This is a genomic window from bacterium (assembly GCA_035419245.1).
In the GTDB taxonomy this organism is placed as follows: domain Bacteria; phylum Zhuqueibacterota; class Zhuqueibacteria; order Residuimicrobiales; family Residuimicrobiaceae; genus JAKPUX01.
This window is the reverse complement of the sequence record DAOLSP010000002.1, coordinates 394,062-409,806: the sequence shown is the minus strand read 5'-3', so window position 1 is coordinate 409,806 and position 15,745 is coordinate 394,062. Positions and strand designations below refer to the sequence as shown.

Annotated in this window: 10 protein-coding genes and 1 other RNA gene; all 11 read right to left on the bottom strand. The window is 59.3% G+C overall.

What is annotated here, in order from left to right:
* Positions 1–48: 48 nt before the first annotated feature.
* The 11 genes from hprK to PLH32_05420 all read right to left on the bottom strand — a co-directional run bounded on the left by hprK (position 49) and on the right by PLH32_05420 (position 15,498).
* The gene (gene hprK / locus PLH32_05470; protein HQJ64045.1) at positions 49–1,008 is read right to left on the bottom strand and encodes an HPr(Ser) kinase/phosphatase; all 960 of its coding nucleotides are present in this window, start codon (positions 1,006–1,008) and stop codon (positions 49–51) included.
* A 56-nt stretch (positions 1,009–1,064) separates the two neighbouring features.
* Positions 1,065–1,394 carry a ribosome-associated translation inhibitor RaiA gene (gene raiA / locus PLH32_05465; GenBank protein HQJ64044.1) on the bottom strand — a complete coding sequence of 110 codons (330 nt, stop codon included), beginning with the start codon at positions 1,392–1,394 and terminating at the stop codon, positions 1,065–1,067.
* A gap of 115 nt (positions 1,395–1,509) precedes the next feature.
* Positions 1,510–2,445, bottom strand: coding sequence for a tyrosine recombinase XerC (locus PLH32_05460; GenBank protein ID HQJ64043.1), 936 nt, complete (start codon positions 2,443–2,445; stop codon positions 1,510–1,512).
* A gap of 129 nt (positions 2,446–2,574) precedes the next feature.
* Entirely contained in the window at positions 2,575–3,042 is a 468-nt protein-coding gene (locus PLH32_05455) for a DUF494 family protein (GenBank protein HQJ64042.1), read from the bottom strand.
* A gap of 178 nt (positions 3,043–3,220) precedes the next feature.
* Entirely contained in the window at positions 3,221–9,415 is a 6,195-nt protein-coding gene (locus PLH32_05450; GenBank protein ID HQJ64041.1) for an SEC-C metal-binding domain-containing protein, read from the bottom strand.
* A 116-nt stretch (positions 9,416–9,531) separates the two neighbouring features.
* Positions 9,532–10,071: a transcription antitermination factor NusB gene (gene nusB / locus PLH32_05445; GenBank protein ID HQJ64040.1), complete on the bottom strand. Its 540-nt coding sequence runs from the start codon at positions 10,069–10,071 to the stop codon at positions 9,532–9,534.
* Entirely contained in the window at positions 10,046–10,972 is a 927-nt protein-coding gene (locus tag PLH32_05440) for a branched-chain amino acid transaminase (GenBank protein ID HQJ64039.1), read from the bottom strand. Before PLH32_05440 ends, nusB begins: the two co-directional genes overlap by 26 nt.
* 41 nt (positions 10,973–11,013) lie before the next feature.
* Positions 11,014–12,711 (bottom strand): single-stranded-DNA-specific exonuclease RecJ, encoded by a 1,698-nt coding sequence (gene recJ / locus PLH32_05435; protein HQJ64038.1) that lies wholly within the window; start codon positions 12,709–12,711, stop codon positions 11,014–11,016.
* A 76-nt stretch (positions 12,712–12,787) separates the two neighbouring features.
* Positions 12,788–13,160: RNase P RNA component class A (gene rnpB, locus PLH32_05430), an RNA gene on the bottom strand.
* Positions 13,161–13,176: 16 nt separating this feature from the next.
* Complete coding sequence (locus PLH32_05425) at positions 13,177–13,908, bottom strand: hypothetical protein (protein HQJ64037.1); 732 nt, start codon at positions 13,906–13,908, stop codon at positions 13,177–13,179.
* A gap of 420 nt (positions 13,909–14,328) precedes the next feature.
* Positions 14,329–15,498, bottom strand: a complete 1,170-nt coding sequence (locus PLH32_05420) for a hypothetical protein (GenBank protein ID HQJ64036.1) — start codon at positions 15,496–15,498, stop codon at positions 14,329–14,331.
* Positions 15,499–15,745: the final 247 nt, after the last annotated feature.

Sequence of the window (15,745 nt, the reverse complement as noted above, 5' to 3'; positions counted from 1 at the left end):
TCTCCTTGAAATTCGGCCCACCAGCGGCGTAGCCGTGGGCCTGAAGTTTTATGGTTTTTGTTGGGCGCGCATGGATGCGATGCGCTGTGCATTGAATTCCTCCGCGGGATTCTCGCCCAGATCGCGCATCTTCTGGTTCATCGCCACCACCTCGGTGATGACCGTGATATTTTTTCCCGGCATAATTGGCAGTTCCACCAGCGGTACGTGCACCCCAAGGAATGTGGTGGTCTTTTCGTCGATCCCAATGCGTTCATAGTCGCGGTCGGGCGAAAATCTTTCCAGATGGACGTTGATGGTGATGATCTTTTTGCCGCGGATGGCACGGATGCCGAACATCCTCCGGATATCGATGATACCCAGGCCGCGGATCTCCATATAATGTTTGAGCTTTCCGCTGGGCGCGCCCTCCAGCCGGTTCATGCCTATACGGGTAATGCGCACCGCATCGTCCGCGACCAGCTGGTGACCGCGCTCGATGAGATCCAGCGCCAGCTCGCTTTTGCCGATGGCCGGTTCTCCGGTGATCAGCACCCCCACGCCGTAGACATCAACCAGCGTGCCGTGTTGGATCATCGTCTCCGCGAACACGGTATCAAGGTACTCGCTTAGATGATGGGTGACCGCGGTGGTGCTCAAGGCCGTGGAGAAGAGGGTGATGCCGTTCAGATTGGCGATCTGCAGAAGTTCTGCAGGCGGGGGATGATTGTTGGTGATGATAATGCAGGGCAGCTCGAATCCCAGGACAGTCATGATCGAGCGCCGTCGCTCCTCGGGGGGCAGTGTGTTCAGATAGCCGATTTCGGTATTGCCCATGATCTGAACGCGCCAGTAGGTGAAGACGTCGACAAAACCGCTCAGCGCCAATCCGGGCCGATGGAGTTCACGTTCACGGATCTTGCGGGAAAAACTGGCCGTATTATTGACGATGCTCAGCCCGACCTGCTTCTGGCTCATCTGATAGAGGGTTTCAACGGTGATGAAATCAGCTTCGTTTTGTTCGGCCATCGTATTTTCTGCTCTCGAAGAACGGTCGGGCCCCGCGTGGGGGCCCGACCATGCATTCAGGATTCCAGATTCTCGACATTCTCCGCAATCCGGTCGTTTTCAAAGGCGCGCAGCTTGTCCTTGTGCCGCTGCAGCTGCCGGCTCAACTTGTCCATGGCCAAGTCGATCGATTTGTACATATCTTCGCTCTCCTCGACCACCGTGAGGCGCGTGCCATAGACCTTGGCCACCACCTCCGCTTTTTGCACCTGCTTAATATAATCCAAAATTATCTCTATGTCAAGTATACCATCGCTGTATTTTTTAAGCTTTTCTGCCTCAGAAATAGCATGTTCTTTTAGACGCTCCGAAGGTTTGAAGTGACGAGCCGTGAATGTGACGCGCATGGCAGACCTCCTTTCAAAGAATGCTTTGGACAACGGCGCCAAATAAGGAAGCAGGTTCGATCGGATGGACCTCCTTTGCTGGTTGCACTCGAGTCCCGCAGCCAGAGCTGCGTGGTTACTCCTTTTCGGCGCGAGGATGCGCCTGTTTATAGACGCGGCGCAGATGCTCCGCGGAAACATGGGTATAGATCTGGGTGGTTGACAGACTGGCGTGCCCGAGAAGCTCCTTGACGGCCAGGATTTCCGCACCTTCATCCAGCAGATGGGTAGCGAAGCTATGGCGCAGGGCATGCGGATGCGCCTTGTCCGGATCGACTACGCGGAGCATATAGCCGCGAATGACCCGGGCCAGCTGCTGGCGGGTGTAGGGCTCACCGGCATCCGTGAGCAGCAGCGGGCCACCGCTGGGGGGTGTATGCCGGGCGATCTCCTGGCGCAAGGGCAGATAGGCCTGCAGGAGCTGAATCATATGCCGGCCCAGCGGCAACAGCCGCGTTTTGTCGCGCTTGCCATGCACCCGCAGCGCACCATCCCATAACTGCACATCAGCAACCTGCAGCTGAGCTGCCTCACTGATGCGAACGCCGGTGACATAAAAAAGTTTCAACACCAGACTGTCGCGCAGACCGGTGAAGGAGCTCGAATCCGGAAGACGCAGGAGTTCCTGAACCTCCTCGCGGCTGAGAAAATCCGGCAGCCGCTTCGGCAGCCGGGGTGTGCGGAGCGCGATGAGCGGATTCACCGGCAGCACCGACTCCCGCACCAGATACCGGGCAAAGGAGCGCAGCGTGGCTTGTTTGCGCGCGATCGAACGCGGGGAATAACCATGACGGAGGAGGTGGGAGAGGAAGCCGCGGACTGCCGGGCGCGTCAACAAAGCGACACCCGGGGGATCAGACTGAAATCGCTCGGTCAGATAAGCCCGCCATTGCGCGAGATCAGCCCTATACCCCTGACGGGTATGAGCGGAACAGTGTCGTTCGACTTCCAGGGCGTGTTCGAAACGTTGAATCCAGTACGGAAGGGTATCCGGTGATGATGAGATCGCCATGTAGAGCCCAAATTAGCCCACGTGCTCTTCGGCGGGTCAAATTCACTTCCCCATACCGCCGCGAGGCCTGACTAGTGTCACCCCATGCCATGCAGCGCCGGCCGCACTATCCACCGGCCGGCCTGCCCCTCAGTTGGGCAGGTGGTTGGCTGTATACTGAAAATAACCCTCGGATGCATTGTTCTCAAAATCGAGAACCACGATGGCAATCAAATCCTGCATATCTTCGATATCCAAAGAAGGCAGCTTGATATTTACCGCGCGCTCGATGATCGTCTCCATGTCATCATCATTCAAAAGTTCCATCTCGCGCAGATGAAAGAGGTAACTGTAGGCTTCTGGGGAAATCGCCTGACGCTCGGTCTCATTCAGCATGCGCCAAACCGGCCGCGGCATGCCCTCCAGCTGTTTTTGAATGATCCGGTCAATGGTTTCGCCATGGCTGACAAGCCAAGCCATGGCCCCGGAAATCTCTTCCTCCGAAAAACCCCGCTCCAGCAATACCTCGGTGATAAACTGTAAATCAATATTTTCAATAGAGTTTTCTTTAATTTCCTTCATTGCATACGCTATGATCTCAAGCAGTCTTTTATTCATTCAATTCTCCATGCTGGCGTGTTGGATGGCACATATCGGACATCCACCTCAATATAAGAAATAAATTTGCAAAAGCAAGCTCTTTCCATCGCTGCGGCCGCCTTTTGGGAAAAACCGCGCCGGAGCGGCTGGTACGGCGCGAACGGGTGCGCCTGAGCGCGGCCGGGCCGGCGGTTGCTCAGTTGCGGCCGCAGCAGTTCTTGTACTTCTTGCCACTGCCGCAGGGACAGGGATCATTACGGCCTACATGCGCCGCCTTGATCACCTGTGCCGCCCTGGCCGGCGCCTGCGGCGTCACCGCGGCGGCACCCCCTGCCTGCGGCTGCGGTGCCGGCGCCTGCTTGAAGGTCTCCACCTGCGAATGGGTGGCGCTGTAATTCTTCGGCTCGGCACGACGGATCTGCCGCTCCTCCAGCTCGCCGCCGACGTCGAAGAACTTGAACAGCTGGCTGACGACATCGCGGTTGACCCGCTCATTCATCTTGAGGAATAGATCAAAGGCCTCGCGTTTGTATTCGAGCAGCGGATCTTTCTGTCCGTAACCGCGCAAGCCGATACCCTCGCGCAACTCATCGGTGGCATTGAGATGCTGACGCCAGTTCTCATCGATCTTTTCGAGGACAAAGTAGCGTTCGTAGCGCGTCGCCCGATCGGCGCCGAGTTCGGCAATGCGTTTCTGGTAGATCGCCCGTGCCCACTGGCTCACCTGCGCCATCACCGCTTTGGGCTCGTAGCCCTCGGCCGACTCGTCCGCGAGACGCGGCGCCTGCCGGAAAACCAGCCGGCACTCCGATTCCAGCCGGCGGATCGCCGCATCGTCGAGTACGTCCTCCTCCCCGAGGAGGTTGTTGATCATCGTATAGACGGTGTCATCGATCATCATCAGAACCGAATCACGGACGATCTCGGAACTCAAGCTCTCCTGATGCAGCCGCTCCTGGCGGTCTGCAAAGGTGGCGTACCATTTCAACGCCCAGGCGCGGATATCCTCAGCGTAGGAGGCGATCACCGCCTCGTCGCGGCTCTCGGGAAGCGATTTGGGAGGCCGCTGCTGTAGGATGAATTCCACCCGGCTGCTGAGCTGCCGCTGCCGCAGCTCGATGGAGCCTTCGCCCGCGGCGATCGATTTGATCAACGCCAGGATGGCGGCGGTCAGGAATTCATCCATCGAGGCGCGGGTGAGCATCGCCTGAAGATACCCCTCGCGCACTGCATCGAGCCGCTCATTGCAGGCAATATGGACGCTCCGGCTCAGGGCCCGGGCCAGTGCGCTGGCATTCTCCTGACTGTCGTGGATCACGGCTTCGTTGCCAAAGTGAGCGGCTAAAAATTCCTGTTGCCCCGGGTTGAGCGCACGGGCCTGGGGATCGCCCAGTTCGGCCAGGGCGTAATGAATCAGCACATCGATGAAAAAGCCCATGGAAAAATAGCCGACAATGCGATGGCGCAGGCTCTTCTCCTCGATGTTGTGGAGGCGCTCCAGAGCCCATTTTTCAACCATGGCGGCGATGCGCGGCCGCTGGATCGTGCGGAGCTCGTTGATCCCCAGCTGGGGGCGCTCCTCGAAGAGGTGTTCGAGGTCAAGAAGAAACTCCTCGGGCGTCCAGTTGATCTGCGCGGCGTTCTCGTTGAGATGCAGCGTCATCAGGCCGTGCAGCGCGGCCTTGACCATTTCCTCCGGCGCCAGAGTAGCGAAGAGGGCTAAATCGAGGCCGGCGTGATCCGCTTCTAGGCAGTCTCGATAAAGGGCCTCAGCCCAAGCGACGATGCGGTTCTCAAAAGCCGGAGCCTCCGCGCCTGCAGCCTGAGTATTCAACCACTCCGGAGCACTCCCAAAGATGCGTTCAAGCTCGTAGCGGATGCCCTCCATGTTCCAGCGCGAGAGATCCCGCGACCCGCCGTTGTGCAGCCGGATCTTGAGCCGCACCAGTTCCTCCAGCGTGCGGCTGAAAGGCGCATACCCCATCAGCCGGTGACGGATTTGCAGCTGGCGCTCCAGGCTCTCCGCTTCGATCTGTCCGGTCACCCATTCGCGCAGCGTCTCCTTGATCTCCTCCTGCTTGAGCCGGTCGAGGTCTTCGGCATCAAAGGGGGTATCGGATTTGAAAAAGCTCTGAAGGTTGTCGATCAAGCCTTGTAGATCCCATTCAGTGCGGTCGGTTTCCTCATTGAAATAGAGTTTCGCCTTGGATTCGACGAAATCCTCCGCCCCGGCAAATCCGAGAAGGTTCTGGCGGCGCTTGTAGATAATCTTGCGCTGATCATTGAGGACGTTGTCATAGTCGAGGAGGTGCTTGCGGATTTCAAAGTTGCGCTCCTCGACCTTTTTCTGCGCCCGTTCGATGGAGCGGGTGATGAGCGGGTGTTCGATCCGTTCGCCCTCTTCCATCGGGCCGAGGCGGCTCATCATGGTGCTGATGCGGTCGGAGCCGAAGAGGCGCATCAGGTCGTCCTCGAGTGAGAGGTAGAAGCGGGAGGAGCCGGGGTCGCCTTGACGGCCGGAACGGCCGCGCAGCTGGCGGTCGATGCGCCGTGCTTCGTGCTTCTCCGAACCAATGATGTGGAGTCCGCCGCGGCGGGCTACTTCAGGATGAAGTTTGATGTCGGTGCCGCGCCCCGCCATGTTGGTGGCGATGGTGATGCTGCCGGGTAGACCCGCCTTGGCGACGATCTCCGCTTCCTGGCGGTGATACTTGGCGTTGAGCACGGTATGAAAGCGGCCCGACTCCAGCTCCTGGCTGACGTCGCCTTTCTTGAGCCAGTTGGCAATGGGCACACCATGCTGGGTCAGCATGTCGCTGAGCAGCTGCGAGACCTCGACTGAAATGGTACCGACCAGCACCGAGCGCCCCTCCTCGTGCATGGCGATGGCCTCTTCGACGATGGCGTTATACTTTTCCTTCCGCGTCCGGAAGATGACATCATTCTCGTCTTTCCGGATGACCGGCCGGTTGGTGGGGATGACGACCACTTCGAGTTTGTAGGTGCTGAAAAACTCCTGGGATTCGGTCTCGGCCGTACCGGTCATGCCGGCGAGCTTGTCGTAAAGGCGGAAGAAGTTCTGGATGGTGATGGTCGCCAGGGTCTGGGATTCGGCCTGGACCTCGACCCCCTCCTTGGCCTCGAGGGCTTCATGGAGTCCGTCGCTGTAGCGGCGCCCCGGCATGAGGCGGCCGGTGAACTGGTCGACGATCATCACCGCCTTGGCCCCCTTGCGCCCGGAGACGCGGCCGCGCAGGTCGGCATCATCGAGGGTCTTGACTACATAGTCCACGTCGCGCTGATAGAGGGTATAGGCGCGTAAGAGCTGTGAGATGTTCTGCACCCGCTCCTCGATCGCGGTATAATCCTGCCAGAGGGCCTCGCGCTGTTCCTCGAGGAGCCGGCGCGGCTTGCGCTCGAACTGGAGGCGGCACCACTGTTCGATCTCTTCCGCGGCGAGGGTTTCATTGGGGGCGTGCGCCTTGAGGATCAGTTCCGCCATCTCCCGGTCGTCGAGGAGGAATTGTTTGCCGCGCAGGTGGGCCTTCTCCTTGGCCAGGAGGCTTTCATACTCTTGCTGGCTGTTGACCTTTTTGGTGGCGAGGAAGAGCACCTCTTCACGGAACCGGGTCAGCTCTTCGGTGTAACTGTAAAAGGGGAGGCCATCGAGGAGCAACGCCCGCGCTCCTTTTTTCAGGCGGACCGGGAGTCCTTCGGCATCTAGATCGAAAAGATTCTGCGGTTCGAGTTCCTTGTCGGCGGCGAGGTGCAGGAGCCGGCTGCTGACCTGACTGCGCGCTTCAGCGGCTCCGGGAAGCAGCCGCATGCCGCTTTCGGAGAGGCCATTGAGCTGGATCTCCTGCAGCGGCCGGGCGTGGATGACGAGGGGGTCGACATCAAAAGTCCGGCGCAGATGGCGCAAGCGTTCGCTGTCGCTGAAGTCGCCGCGACGGTACCAGGAGAAGATCATCTGCAGGGCGCGGTCGAGGCGTTCCACCTCCTCGAAGCGGCGCGAAAGGCTGCCTGCTGTGTTCCCCGCTTGATCCGGAAAGGCCTCGGCCAGGAAGGCATCAAGGCTGATACGCAGGGCGACCGGTTGGGCGTGGGTGCCGGGATTCTGCCGGGACTGCCACTCGGCGATTTTGGCGCGCACCGCCGCATCGGGTGCGCCGAGCAGGCGGTCGCGCTCCGGCTTGGCGAGTCCGGCATAGCCACCTTGGTCGTCCGGCATCAGAACCGTTCCGGCGGGGTGTTTTTCGGCGCGCAAATCGCGATCGAACTGCGCCACAACCGCGAGGGCCTCCTCCACAAAATCGGCCAGAAAGGCTGCTCCTGGCGCGGTAATTTGAAAGCGGGCTGCGTCGCCTTCCTCCGGCTTGAAAAAGCGCTGTTCGACGCCGTTCAGGGCATGGAGCTGCTCCAGATCGTGATCCATCGCCTCGATGGCACGGACGCGCTCGGTATAGTCAAAGGTATTCTGATTGAGGGTACGGTCGAGCAGTTCCTGGATATGGCGGTCGCGTTCCTCCACCAGACTGCGATCGGGCAGGATGTAAAGGTCCGGATTGCCGCCGAGCAAGGCGATACGCCCTTTCTCCGACACATGGCGCGGAAAGCCGCCCTTGTCGCTGAATTCGAAATACTCTTGACGCCGGGCGTCGAGGGGATCGTTCCCGTGCAGCAGCTGATCCATCCGGGCGATGAACGCAGCGCCCTGCGGATCGCCCTGCAGATGCACAGCAAGGAGTGCGATCCGGCCCTCGGGCCGCAGGGCGACGGGAGCGTTGCTGTTTTTGTCGAGTTCAAAGAGCTGGGCGGCGAACTCGCGGCGGCGTTCGGTTTCCTGGCGGTCTTCGCCATCCCCGGGCTCGAGCTGATGGAGCAAACGGTCGTAACTCTGGGCGAGAGCGAGATCGAGGGCATCCTCTTCGCCCTGTGTGAGCCGGGTCATGCCCCGTTCCGTCAGGCCGATGACGAGGCGGTCGGCCTTTTTCGACCAGGTGTAGAGCTGGCGCCAGGCAGCCGCCTTGTCCACTTTCTGCTGCTGGGCAATCTCGGCGGCGGCCTCGGCCATGCCGGCGATACGGGCGGCCAGCCGGTCCGCGGCCGCGGCTAGGCCCTCGTCGAGCGGTTTGGCGGCGCCGGTGAGCGCCACTTGACCCGCCAGCGAGATGCCGTTGCACAGGCCGGTCAGGGCGTCGGTCGAGAAGTAGCGCTGCGGATTCTTTTGCTCGACCAGCTTGCCAAGCTGCTCGTCGAGGGCGTCGAGCAGGCCGATCTTGCGCACAATATCCTGATCGCGGCCGCCTGAAAGAAAGATGCGGCCCTTCTCGGTGATATCGACAACGTGGCTCTTTTCGTCGATGGTATAGTAGAGCTCCGCATCGACAATATGCATCTCCTTGTTGATCTCATACTGCGCCTGGATGCCCTCGATCAGCTTCTTGACCCAGAACTCCGAGGTGAGCAGTTCCAGAAGCTGGCTGTTCTTGGGATCCCCGCGCAGCACGCGCAACAAGGCCATGCCGCCCGCATCCTGGTCCGATTCGAGCAGTTCCTTGCCCTTGCGCAGCAGTTCGGCCACCAGCTCCATCTGCCGCCGGTAGAGATTGGCGACAATCGGCTTGAGCTCATAATAGATATTGCGCGGCGCACCAACCGACCCGGAGATGATCAGCGGGGTGCGCGATTCGTCGATGAGAACACTGTCGACCTCGTCGACAATGGCATAGTTGAGCTTGCGCTGCACAACGTTCCAGACATCGGCGGCCATATTGTCGCGCAGGTAATCGAAGCCGAATTCGTTGTTGGTGCCATAGGTGATGTCGGCATTATAGGCTTCGCGGCGCTCCTCGGGGCTCATCTCGCCATGGAGCGCGGCGGCTGTAAGTCCCAGGAATTCGTATATCTTGCCCATCCATTCGCAGTCGCGCTGGGCGAGATAATCGTTGACCGTCACCAGATGGGCGCCCTTGCCACTCAGAGCGTTGAGGTAAAGCGGCATCGTGGCGACGAGGGTCTTGCCTTCGCCGGTCGCCATCTCAGCGATCTTGCCTTCATGGAGAACGATGGCGCCAAGGATCTGCACATCATACGGCACCATATTCCAGGTGATCTCCTGGCCGCGGACCAGCCAGCTTTTCCCCAGTAAGCGCCGACAGGTCTCCTTGACCGCGGCATAGGCTTCCGGCAAGAGGTCATCGAGGGTTTCGCCGGTGTTGAGCCGGTATTTGAACTCGGGGGTTTTGGCCTTCAGCTCATCATCGCTGAGTTGCTGGTAGGCGGCGGCGTATTCGTTTACCTTGGCAACAATCGGATTCATGCGTCTGATCTGTTTTTCGTTGCTGGTGCCGCCGACCAGCCGGGAGAGCATATTGGTAAATGAACTCATGCAGTATTTTCCTCAGTTCGGGAATGGGGGGCCAAAAGGACCGGCCCAAAAAAAAGGCGCCGCCCTGAGAACGGGCGGCATCCGGACCAGTATGCCTATTACAACGACTTAAGCGCTCAGGATGTTTCCGGTTTTTCGATGCTGGATCCATTCTGGAGGCCGCGGCCGCTTTTAACCAGCTGGCCGCTCTTTTTAAGGTCAAGAAGCACCGCGTCAAGAATGCCGTTGACGAACCGGCCGCTCTGCTCGGTGCTGTAGAGCTTGGACATCTCGATGGCCTCGTCGATGGAGACCTTGGGGGGAATATCAAAAAAGTACAAAAACTCGCAGATGGCCATACGCAGGATGATGCGGTCGATGATGGCAATCCGGTCAAAGTCCCAGTTGGTGACGTGCTGGCGGATCAGCCGGTCCAGCTCGTCGTGATGTTCGACCGCCTTGGCCACCACATCCCGGGCGAAGTCCCGGATGATGCTCTCCTCCTCATGGAAGGTCATAAGGTCGCGGAGGACCTTGGCTACCGCTTCGCCTGAGAGTTCAATGGCGTACAGTCCTTGCAGCGCGATCTCGCGTCCGCGCCGCCGCGAGCCGGGCGCCGAGGCGTGATAAATGTCCTCATCTTCGCTGAAATCAGCGGACATAGTGGTTCCAGCCATACCGGTCTTCGCGTTCCCCGTTGATATATTCAAAGAAACGTTTTTGCAGCTGCGCTGCCACCGGACCGCACTTGCCAGACCCGATCACATAGTGGTCGATTGAGCGGATGGGCGTGATCTCGGCAGCCGAGCCGGTGAAAAAGACTTCATCGCTGATATAGAGCAGCTCGCGCGGAATGGGGGCTTCCCGCACTGTCAGGCCGAGCTCGGCGCAGAGGCGGAGCACGCTGTCGCGGGTGATGCCGCTGAGAATGCTCGCCGAGACCGGCGGGGTGTGGACGATGCCATCGCGGACGGCGAAGACATTCTCACCGCTGCCCTCACTGACAAAGCCATTGACATCGAGGGCGATCCCCTCCACATAGTTATCCGCATTGGCCTCCTGCTTGATCAGGGCCGAGTTCATATAATTGCCGGCCGCCTTGGCCATAGCCGGCAGGGTGTTGGGGGCGAACCGCTGCCATGAGGCGATGCGAACATCGACGCCCGCAGCAAGCGCCTCATCTCCGAGGTACTTGCCCCAATTGAGGGCACCGATGGCCACATCGACCGGGCATTTGCGCGGATCCACGCCAAGCGAAAAATAACCGCGATAGGCTACAGGACGAAGGTAGGCTGCCGTAAAGCCGTTGACCTTGATGAGGTCGTTGCACGCCTGGACGATCTCCTCCTGACTGAACGGAACCTCCATCCGGTAGATCTTGGCCGAGTCAAAAAGACGGCGGATGTGCTCGCGGAGCCGGAAGATCATCGGCCCTTTTGGGGTGTCGTAGCAACGAAGCCCCTCGAAAACGCTCGAGCCATAATGGATCACATGCGACATGACATGGATGGTCGCTTCATGCCAGGGGATGAACTTGCCATTCATCCAGATCTTGCTTTTTTCGTCTCTTGCATCCATCATTCTCTCCTTATCTCAGTTGGGCGGTCTATTGCACGGAATTACCGTAAATCCTTGGCCCGCAGCTGGATGGTTTTCCTGCCGTTATATTCATTTTCCTCAATAACATAAACCAGATCGAGAGCACGTTCGGTTTGCTGGATGCGCGACAGCATGCCGCCCATATTAAAGCCGATCACCTCGAAGGCCGCGCCACCATCGCGTACCTTGAATTTCAGGTGGTTGCCGCCGACGATGGTGGGGGTTCCGAAAACCTGCAGGTTGCGGCTCATAAAGACCGGACGCGTATTCAACGGTCCGAAGGGGGCGAACATGCGCAATAATTTGAGAAACAGGGCATCGATCTCGTATAGGCGCAGTTCGGCATCGATGGTCAGCTTGGGAATGAGCTGCTCCGCCTGCAAGCGGCTCGCCGCGACCTTTTCGAAGCGCTCATGAAACGCGGGAATCTGCTCCTCAGCAATCGAGAGCCCGGCCGCATACTTGTGGCCGCCGAAGCCGATCAGCAGATCTTCACACTGTTTCAAGGCATCGTGCAAATCGAATCCCTCGATGCTGCGAGCCGAGCCCTTGCCGACCCCGTTGTCCACCGAGATCAGCACCGTCGGGCGGTAAAAGCGTTCGACGACGCGCGAGGCGACAATACCGATAACCCCCGGGTGCCAGCCGCGCTGATGGAGGATGAGCGAGCGGGCGCTGCCCTGGGCATACTGCTCTTCGGCGATGGTCAAGGCCTGGCTGTAGGTTTCCTCGTCGACATTCTTGCGGTGACGATTTTCCTGTTCGAGGATGTTGGCGATTTCCATCGCTTCATCCGGATCAGCGGTAGTGAGCAGCTTGACCGCCCGTTGGGCATCGCCCATACGGCCCACGGCGTTGATCCGCGGCGCGATGATGAAGACGATGTGACCGGTGCTGATCTCCTTGCCGCCCAATCCCGCCACCTGGAGCAGGGCCCTGATGCCGATGTTCTCACTCTCATTGAGCCGCTCGATGCCCTCCTTGACGAAAACACGATTTTCGTCGACCAGGGGAACGATGTCGGCAGCGGTGCCGATCGCCACCAGTTCAAGATAATTTTCAAGGATCGAGAGATCGATCTCCATGCGCAGCAGCAGCCCCTGGCACAGCTTGTAGGTGACACCGACTCCGGCGAGTTCGCGGAAAGGATAGGTCGAATTTTCTAGCTTGGGGTCGATCACGGCATAGGCGTTGGGGAGGGTCTCGCCCGGTTCATGGTGATCGCAAACGATGACATCGATCCCCAAGGCGTGCGCTGCATCGATCTCGACATGCCCCGTGATGCCGCAGTCGACGGTGATAATCAGATTGGTGCCGAATTGACGCGCCTCCTCGATGCCGTTGATGGAGAGGCCGTACCCCTCGCTCTGGCGGTCCGGGATGTAATAGGAGACCTCCGCTCCCAGTTCCTTGAGGATGAGGTAGAGGAAGGAGACCGAGGTGATGCCATCGACGTCGTAATCGCCATAGATGAGGATTTTTTCATCCGAGAGGATCGCCTTGCGCAGCCGGTCCACGGCGCGTTGCATATCGTGGAGAAGGAAGGGATCATAGAGCAGGTCGAGGGAGGGCTCGAAGAAGCGCTGCGCGGCCGTGCTGCCGGAAATGCCGCGGCAAAGCAGCATTCTGGCGATGATGGGGGGAATGCGCAGCGATTGCGAGAGCTTGCTGATCTCTTCTGTGGAAACCTGGTTCAGGATATCCCACCTGAGTTGCATAGAGCCGGTACTCCAGCCATGGTCATAATTTAACGGGATTAGCAGCCGGCGGCCGTTGCCGGCGATACAAATAAGGCTCCAAAGCAGGCCGATAAGCCGAATTCTGTCCCCCTGCGGTTGCAGGGAGGGTGATCATCTATCTGGGATGCGAATTGCTCCGCACCTCAAGCAGCCTACCCGAGGGTCAGACGAGACGAGCAGCCTCTTCCCTCCTATTTGGCCTTGCTCCGGGTGGGGTTTGCCATGCTCCCGATGTCGCCACCGGGACGGTGAGCTCTTACCTCGCCCTTTCACCTTAACCCCGGCCTGGGCCGGGGATGTTTGCTTTCTGTGGCACTTTCCCCGTCTCACGACGCGTCCGTGTTACGGACCACCCTGCTCTTCGGAGTTCGGACTTTCCTCATCCTCCCCTGCCTGGCAGGGGAGAACGCGATCACCTGTCCTGCTTTGGAGCCTGAAACTGATTTATCTTCCCCCACAGACGGTGACGCGGTCGGGATCATAGAGCATAATCCGGCCGCAGACCTCACAGAGGTAGATGTGGTTCATCATGCGGATCTCGAGGCCGCGCTGGGGTGGAATGCGAGTCGAGCACTCGCTGCACGAGCCGTCCTTGAGAAAGGCGACGGCGATGCCGCCGCGACCGATCCGGGTCCGTTCGTAGGTGCTGTAAATCGGCTTGGGGAGGGTGGCGAGGGTCTCCTGGCGCCGGGCTTGCAGTATCTCCTCCTTTTCGCGGGTCACCGCCAGCATGGCATCGAGCCGGTTTTGCGCCTCTCCGCGCTGCTGCTGGGTTTCAGCCAGCACGGGTTGCAGCGCCTCGATCTCGGCCTGGAGCACCTTTTCCTTCTCCTCCATCTCGAGCATCTGAAATTCTCGCGCCTCGATGTTTTTCTCGGTGGTTTCGATCTCCACCGTGATCGCATCATACTCCTTGTTGTTCTTGACCTGGTAGAGCTGGTTCTGGTATTTTTTCAGCTGCTCCCGCAGATAGGCGACTTCCAGCGCACCGCTGTCCCGCTCGCGCCGGCTGGCGGCGAGCTCCCCCTTCTTTGCGGTGATGCTCTCCTCGAACCGGGTGATCTCCTGGGTCAAGGCGGCGATACGCTGGGGCAGGTCGCCCTTGGACTGTTCAAGGGCGCGCAGTTCGCAATCGATGTCCTGCAAGTGGATCAGGGCTGCCAGAGTCTCTCTCAACGTGGTCTCTCCTTGCTTTTGCGCATGGTCTGCGGGATGATAAGCACAAAAAAAAGTGCACCTGGATGGGATGCACTTTTAAATCAGTACCAACTGACGCGCGGCGCCGTCTTGGCCATCTTCTTCGGGCAATTTCGTACAAGGTATATAGAATATACGCACATCGGTCTTTCGCTGCAAAGAACTCAGCATGGGGTTCCCCCTGCAACCCTGAAAGGATGCGCATAGGCCGGATGGGCATTCATACTGCGGAATCGGTTCACACATCCTGTGCGGAACAGCATGGGGCAGTGAATCGCGAAGGCCGATGCGAACTCAGGGGCAGGATAATGGGTTCGATCAACAAATATTAAAAAATACAGCAATAAAGGCTAAAATGCAAGGAAAAACTTGCCGGATACCCGTCGCCTATCAAAAAAATCAGGCACGGGAAGGAGCGAAATCGAGGTAGCGGCCGCCGCGCATGATCTCCTCCGATCGGCCGTCCGGATAATTCAGCTTGAGAGAAGCGACCTCGATTAAGGGCTGACACTGCGGGATATAGATCCGGTCGATGTGCACCAGCGCCTGCGGCGAAGAGAACTGTCCGGCGCCGACGAAGCCGCCAAAGTGGTCGCTCCGCCCGAAGGCGATATGCAATCCGAGTTTTTCATCGAGAAGGATCTCCCCCACCGGCTCGATCCCAAAGTCGGCGAGGATGCCGAATCCCAGCTCGGCGATGTTGCCGTAGGCGGGCTCGTTCTGCAGCCGTGTGCTCTCGGTCTGGGCGGCCGGACCGTTGCCGAAAGCGCTGCGGGCGCGGTTCCGTTCGACATGGTAGAGGACGATCTCATCGCCGAACTGGACGGGGAGTTCGCCGCGGGTGCAGCTTTCGGGCTCCTGTTCGCCCTCATAGGGCACGATATAGGTCTCACCGCTAGGCAGATTGCCCACCATGCCGGCGCCGGGAAAACGGCCAGTGCTGAGATGAGCGGTGCGATGGCGCAGGTCGATATCGAAAAAATAATGCTCGGTCTCGCGTACCCGGAAGAGGATGCTGGCGGAGTCGGCCGGATCCAGTTTGCCCTTCAAGTTCTCCAGCCGCTGCGCCACCTCTTCGTAGTCGATCTGCAGGGCGGGGATCATCGCCTCCGAAAACCCCGGCATGGTCGCAGCGCGGAAGGCATGGTGCCGGGCGGCAATCTTGAGCGGGGCCGTGGCCGAGAATTCGGTGGGGGCGATGAATATCTGACAGCGGCCGAAGAGTGCTTCGGTTTCGATGCGGCCGAGCGCCCCCTGCAAACCCGGCGCGGTTGCGGGCAGCGGCCCATCCAGGGCGTAACAGACCGGGGGCAGGTCGCCATTGTTGGCGCCGACCGCCTCATAGGCGATCAGGAGCACCTCCTCCAGCCCCAGCCGGGCTGCGGCACCAGCCAGAGTCTGATACAGAGTGACCGCAAAACGGCGGCGTGCTTGCCAGGCCGCCGAATCGTCCTCTTCCTTTGCCGGCAGATCGACGAGGATGGCGAGGCTATGGTCCTGGGACAGCGGCGGGAAGACGCGCGATACCAGCTTCAGGATTTGGGTGCTGGTCAGTCTTTGCTTGGGCATGGCGATCTCGTTGCGAACGATGGGAGCAGTTTCTTTAATTATAAAGGCAAAAGGGCATAAAAACAAGAACAATTTTACCTCTTTTCCGCCGAAGATGAATACATCGAACGGCCCATGACCTGCGGAAGAGCGGCCTGCGGTTCAAATCGCACTGGAGCACCGCGGACCTCACGAGGATAATATCTACTTGCGTCAGAGCCTAATTATGCTTATTTTCAAGAGCCTGATTCTGAACGGCCAACGGCCG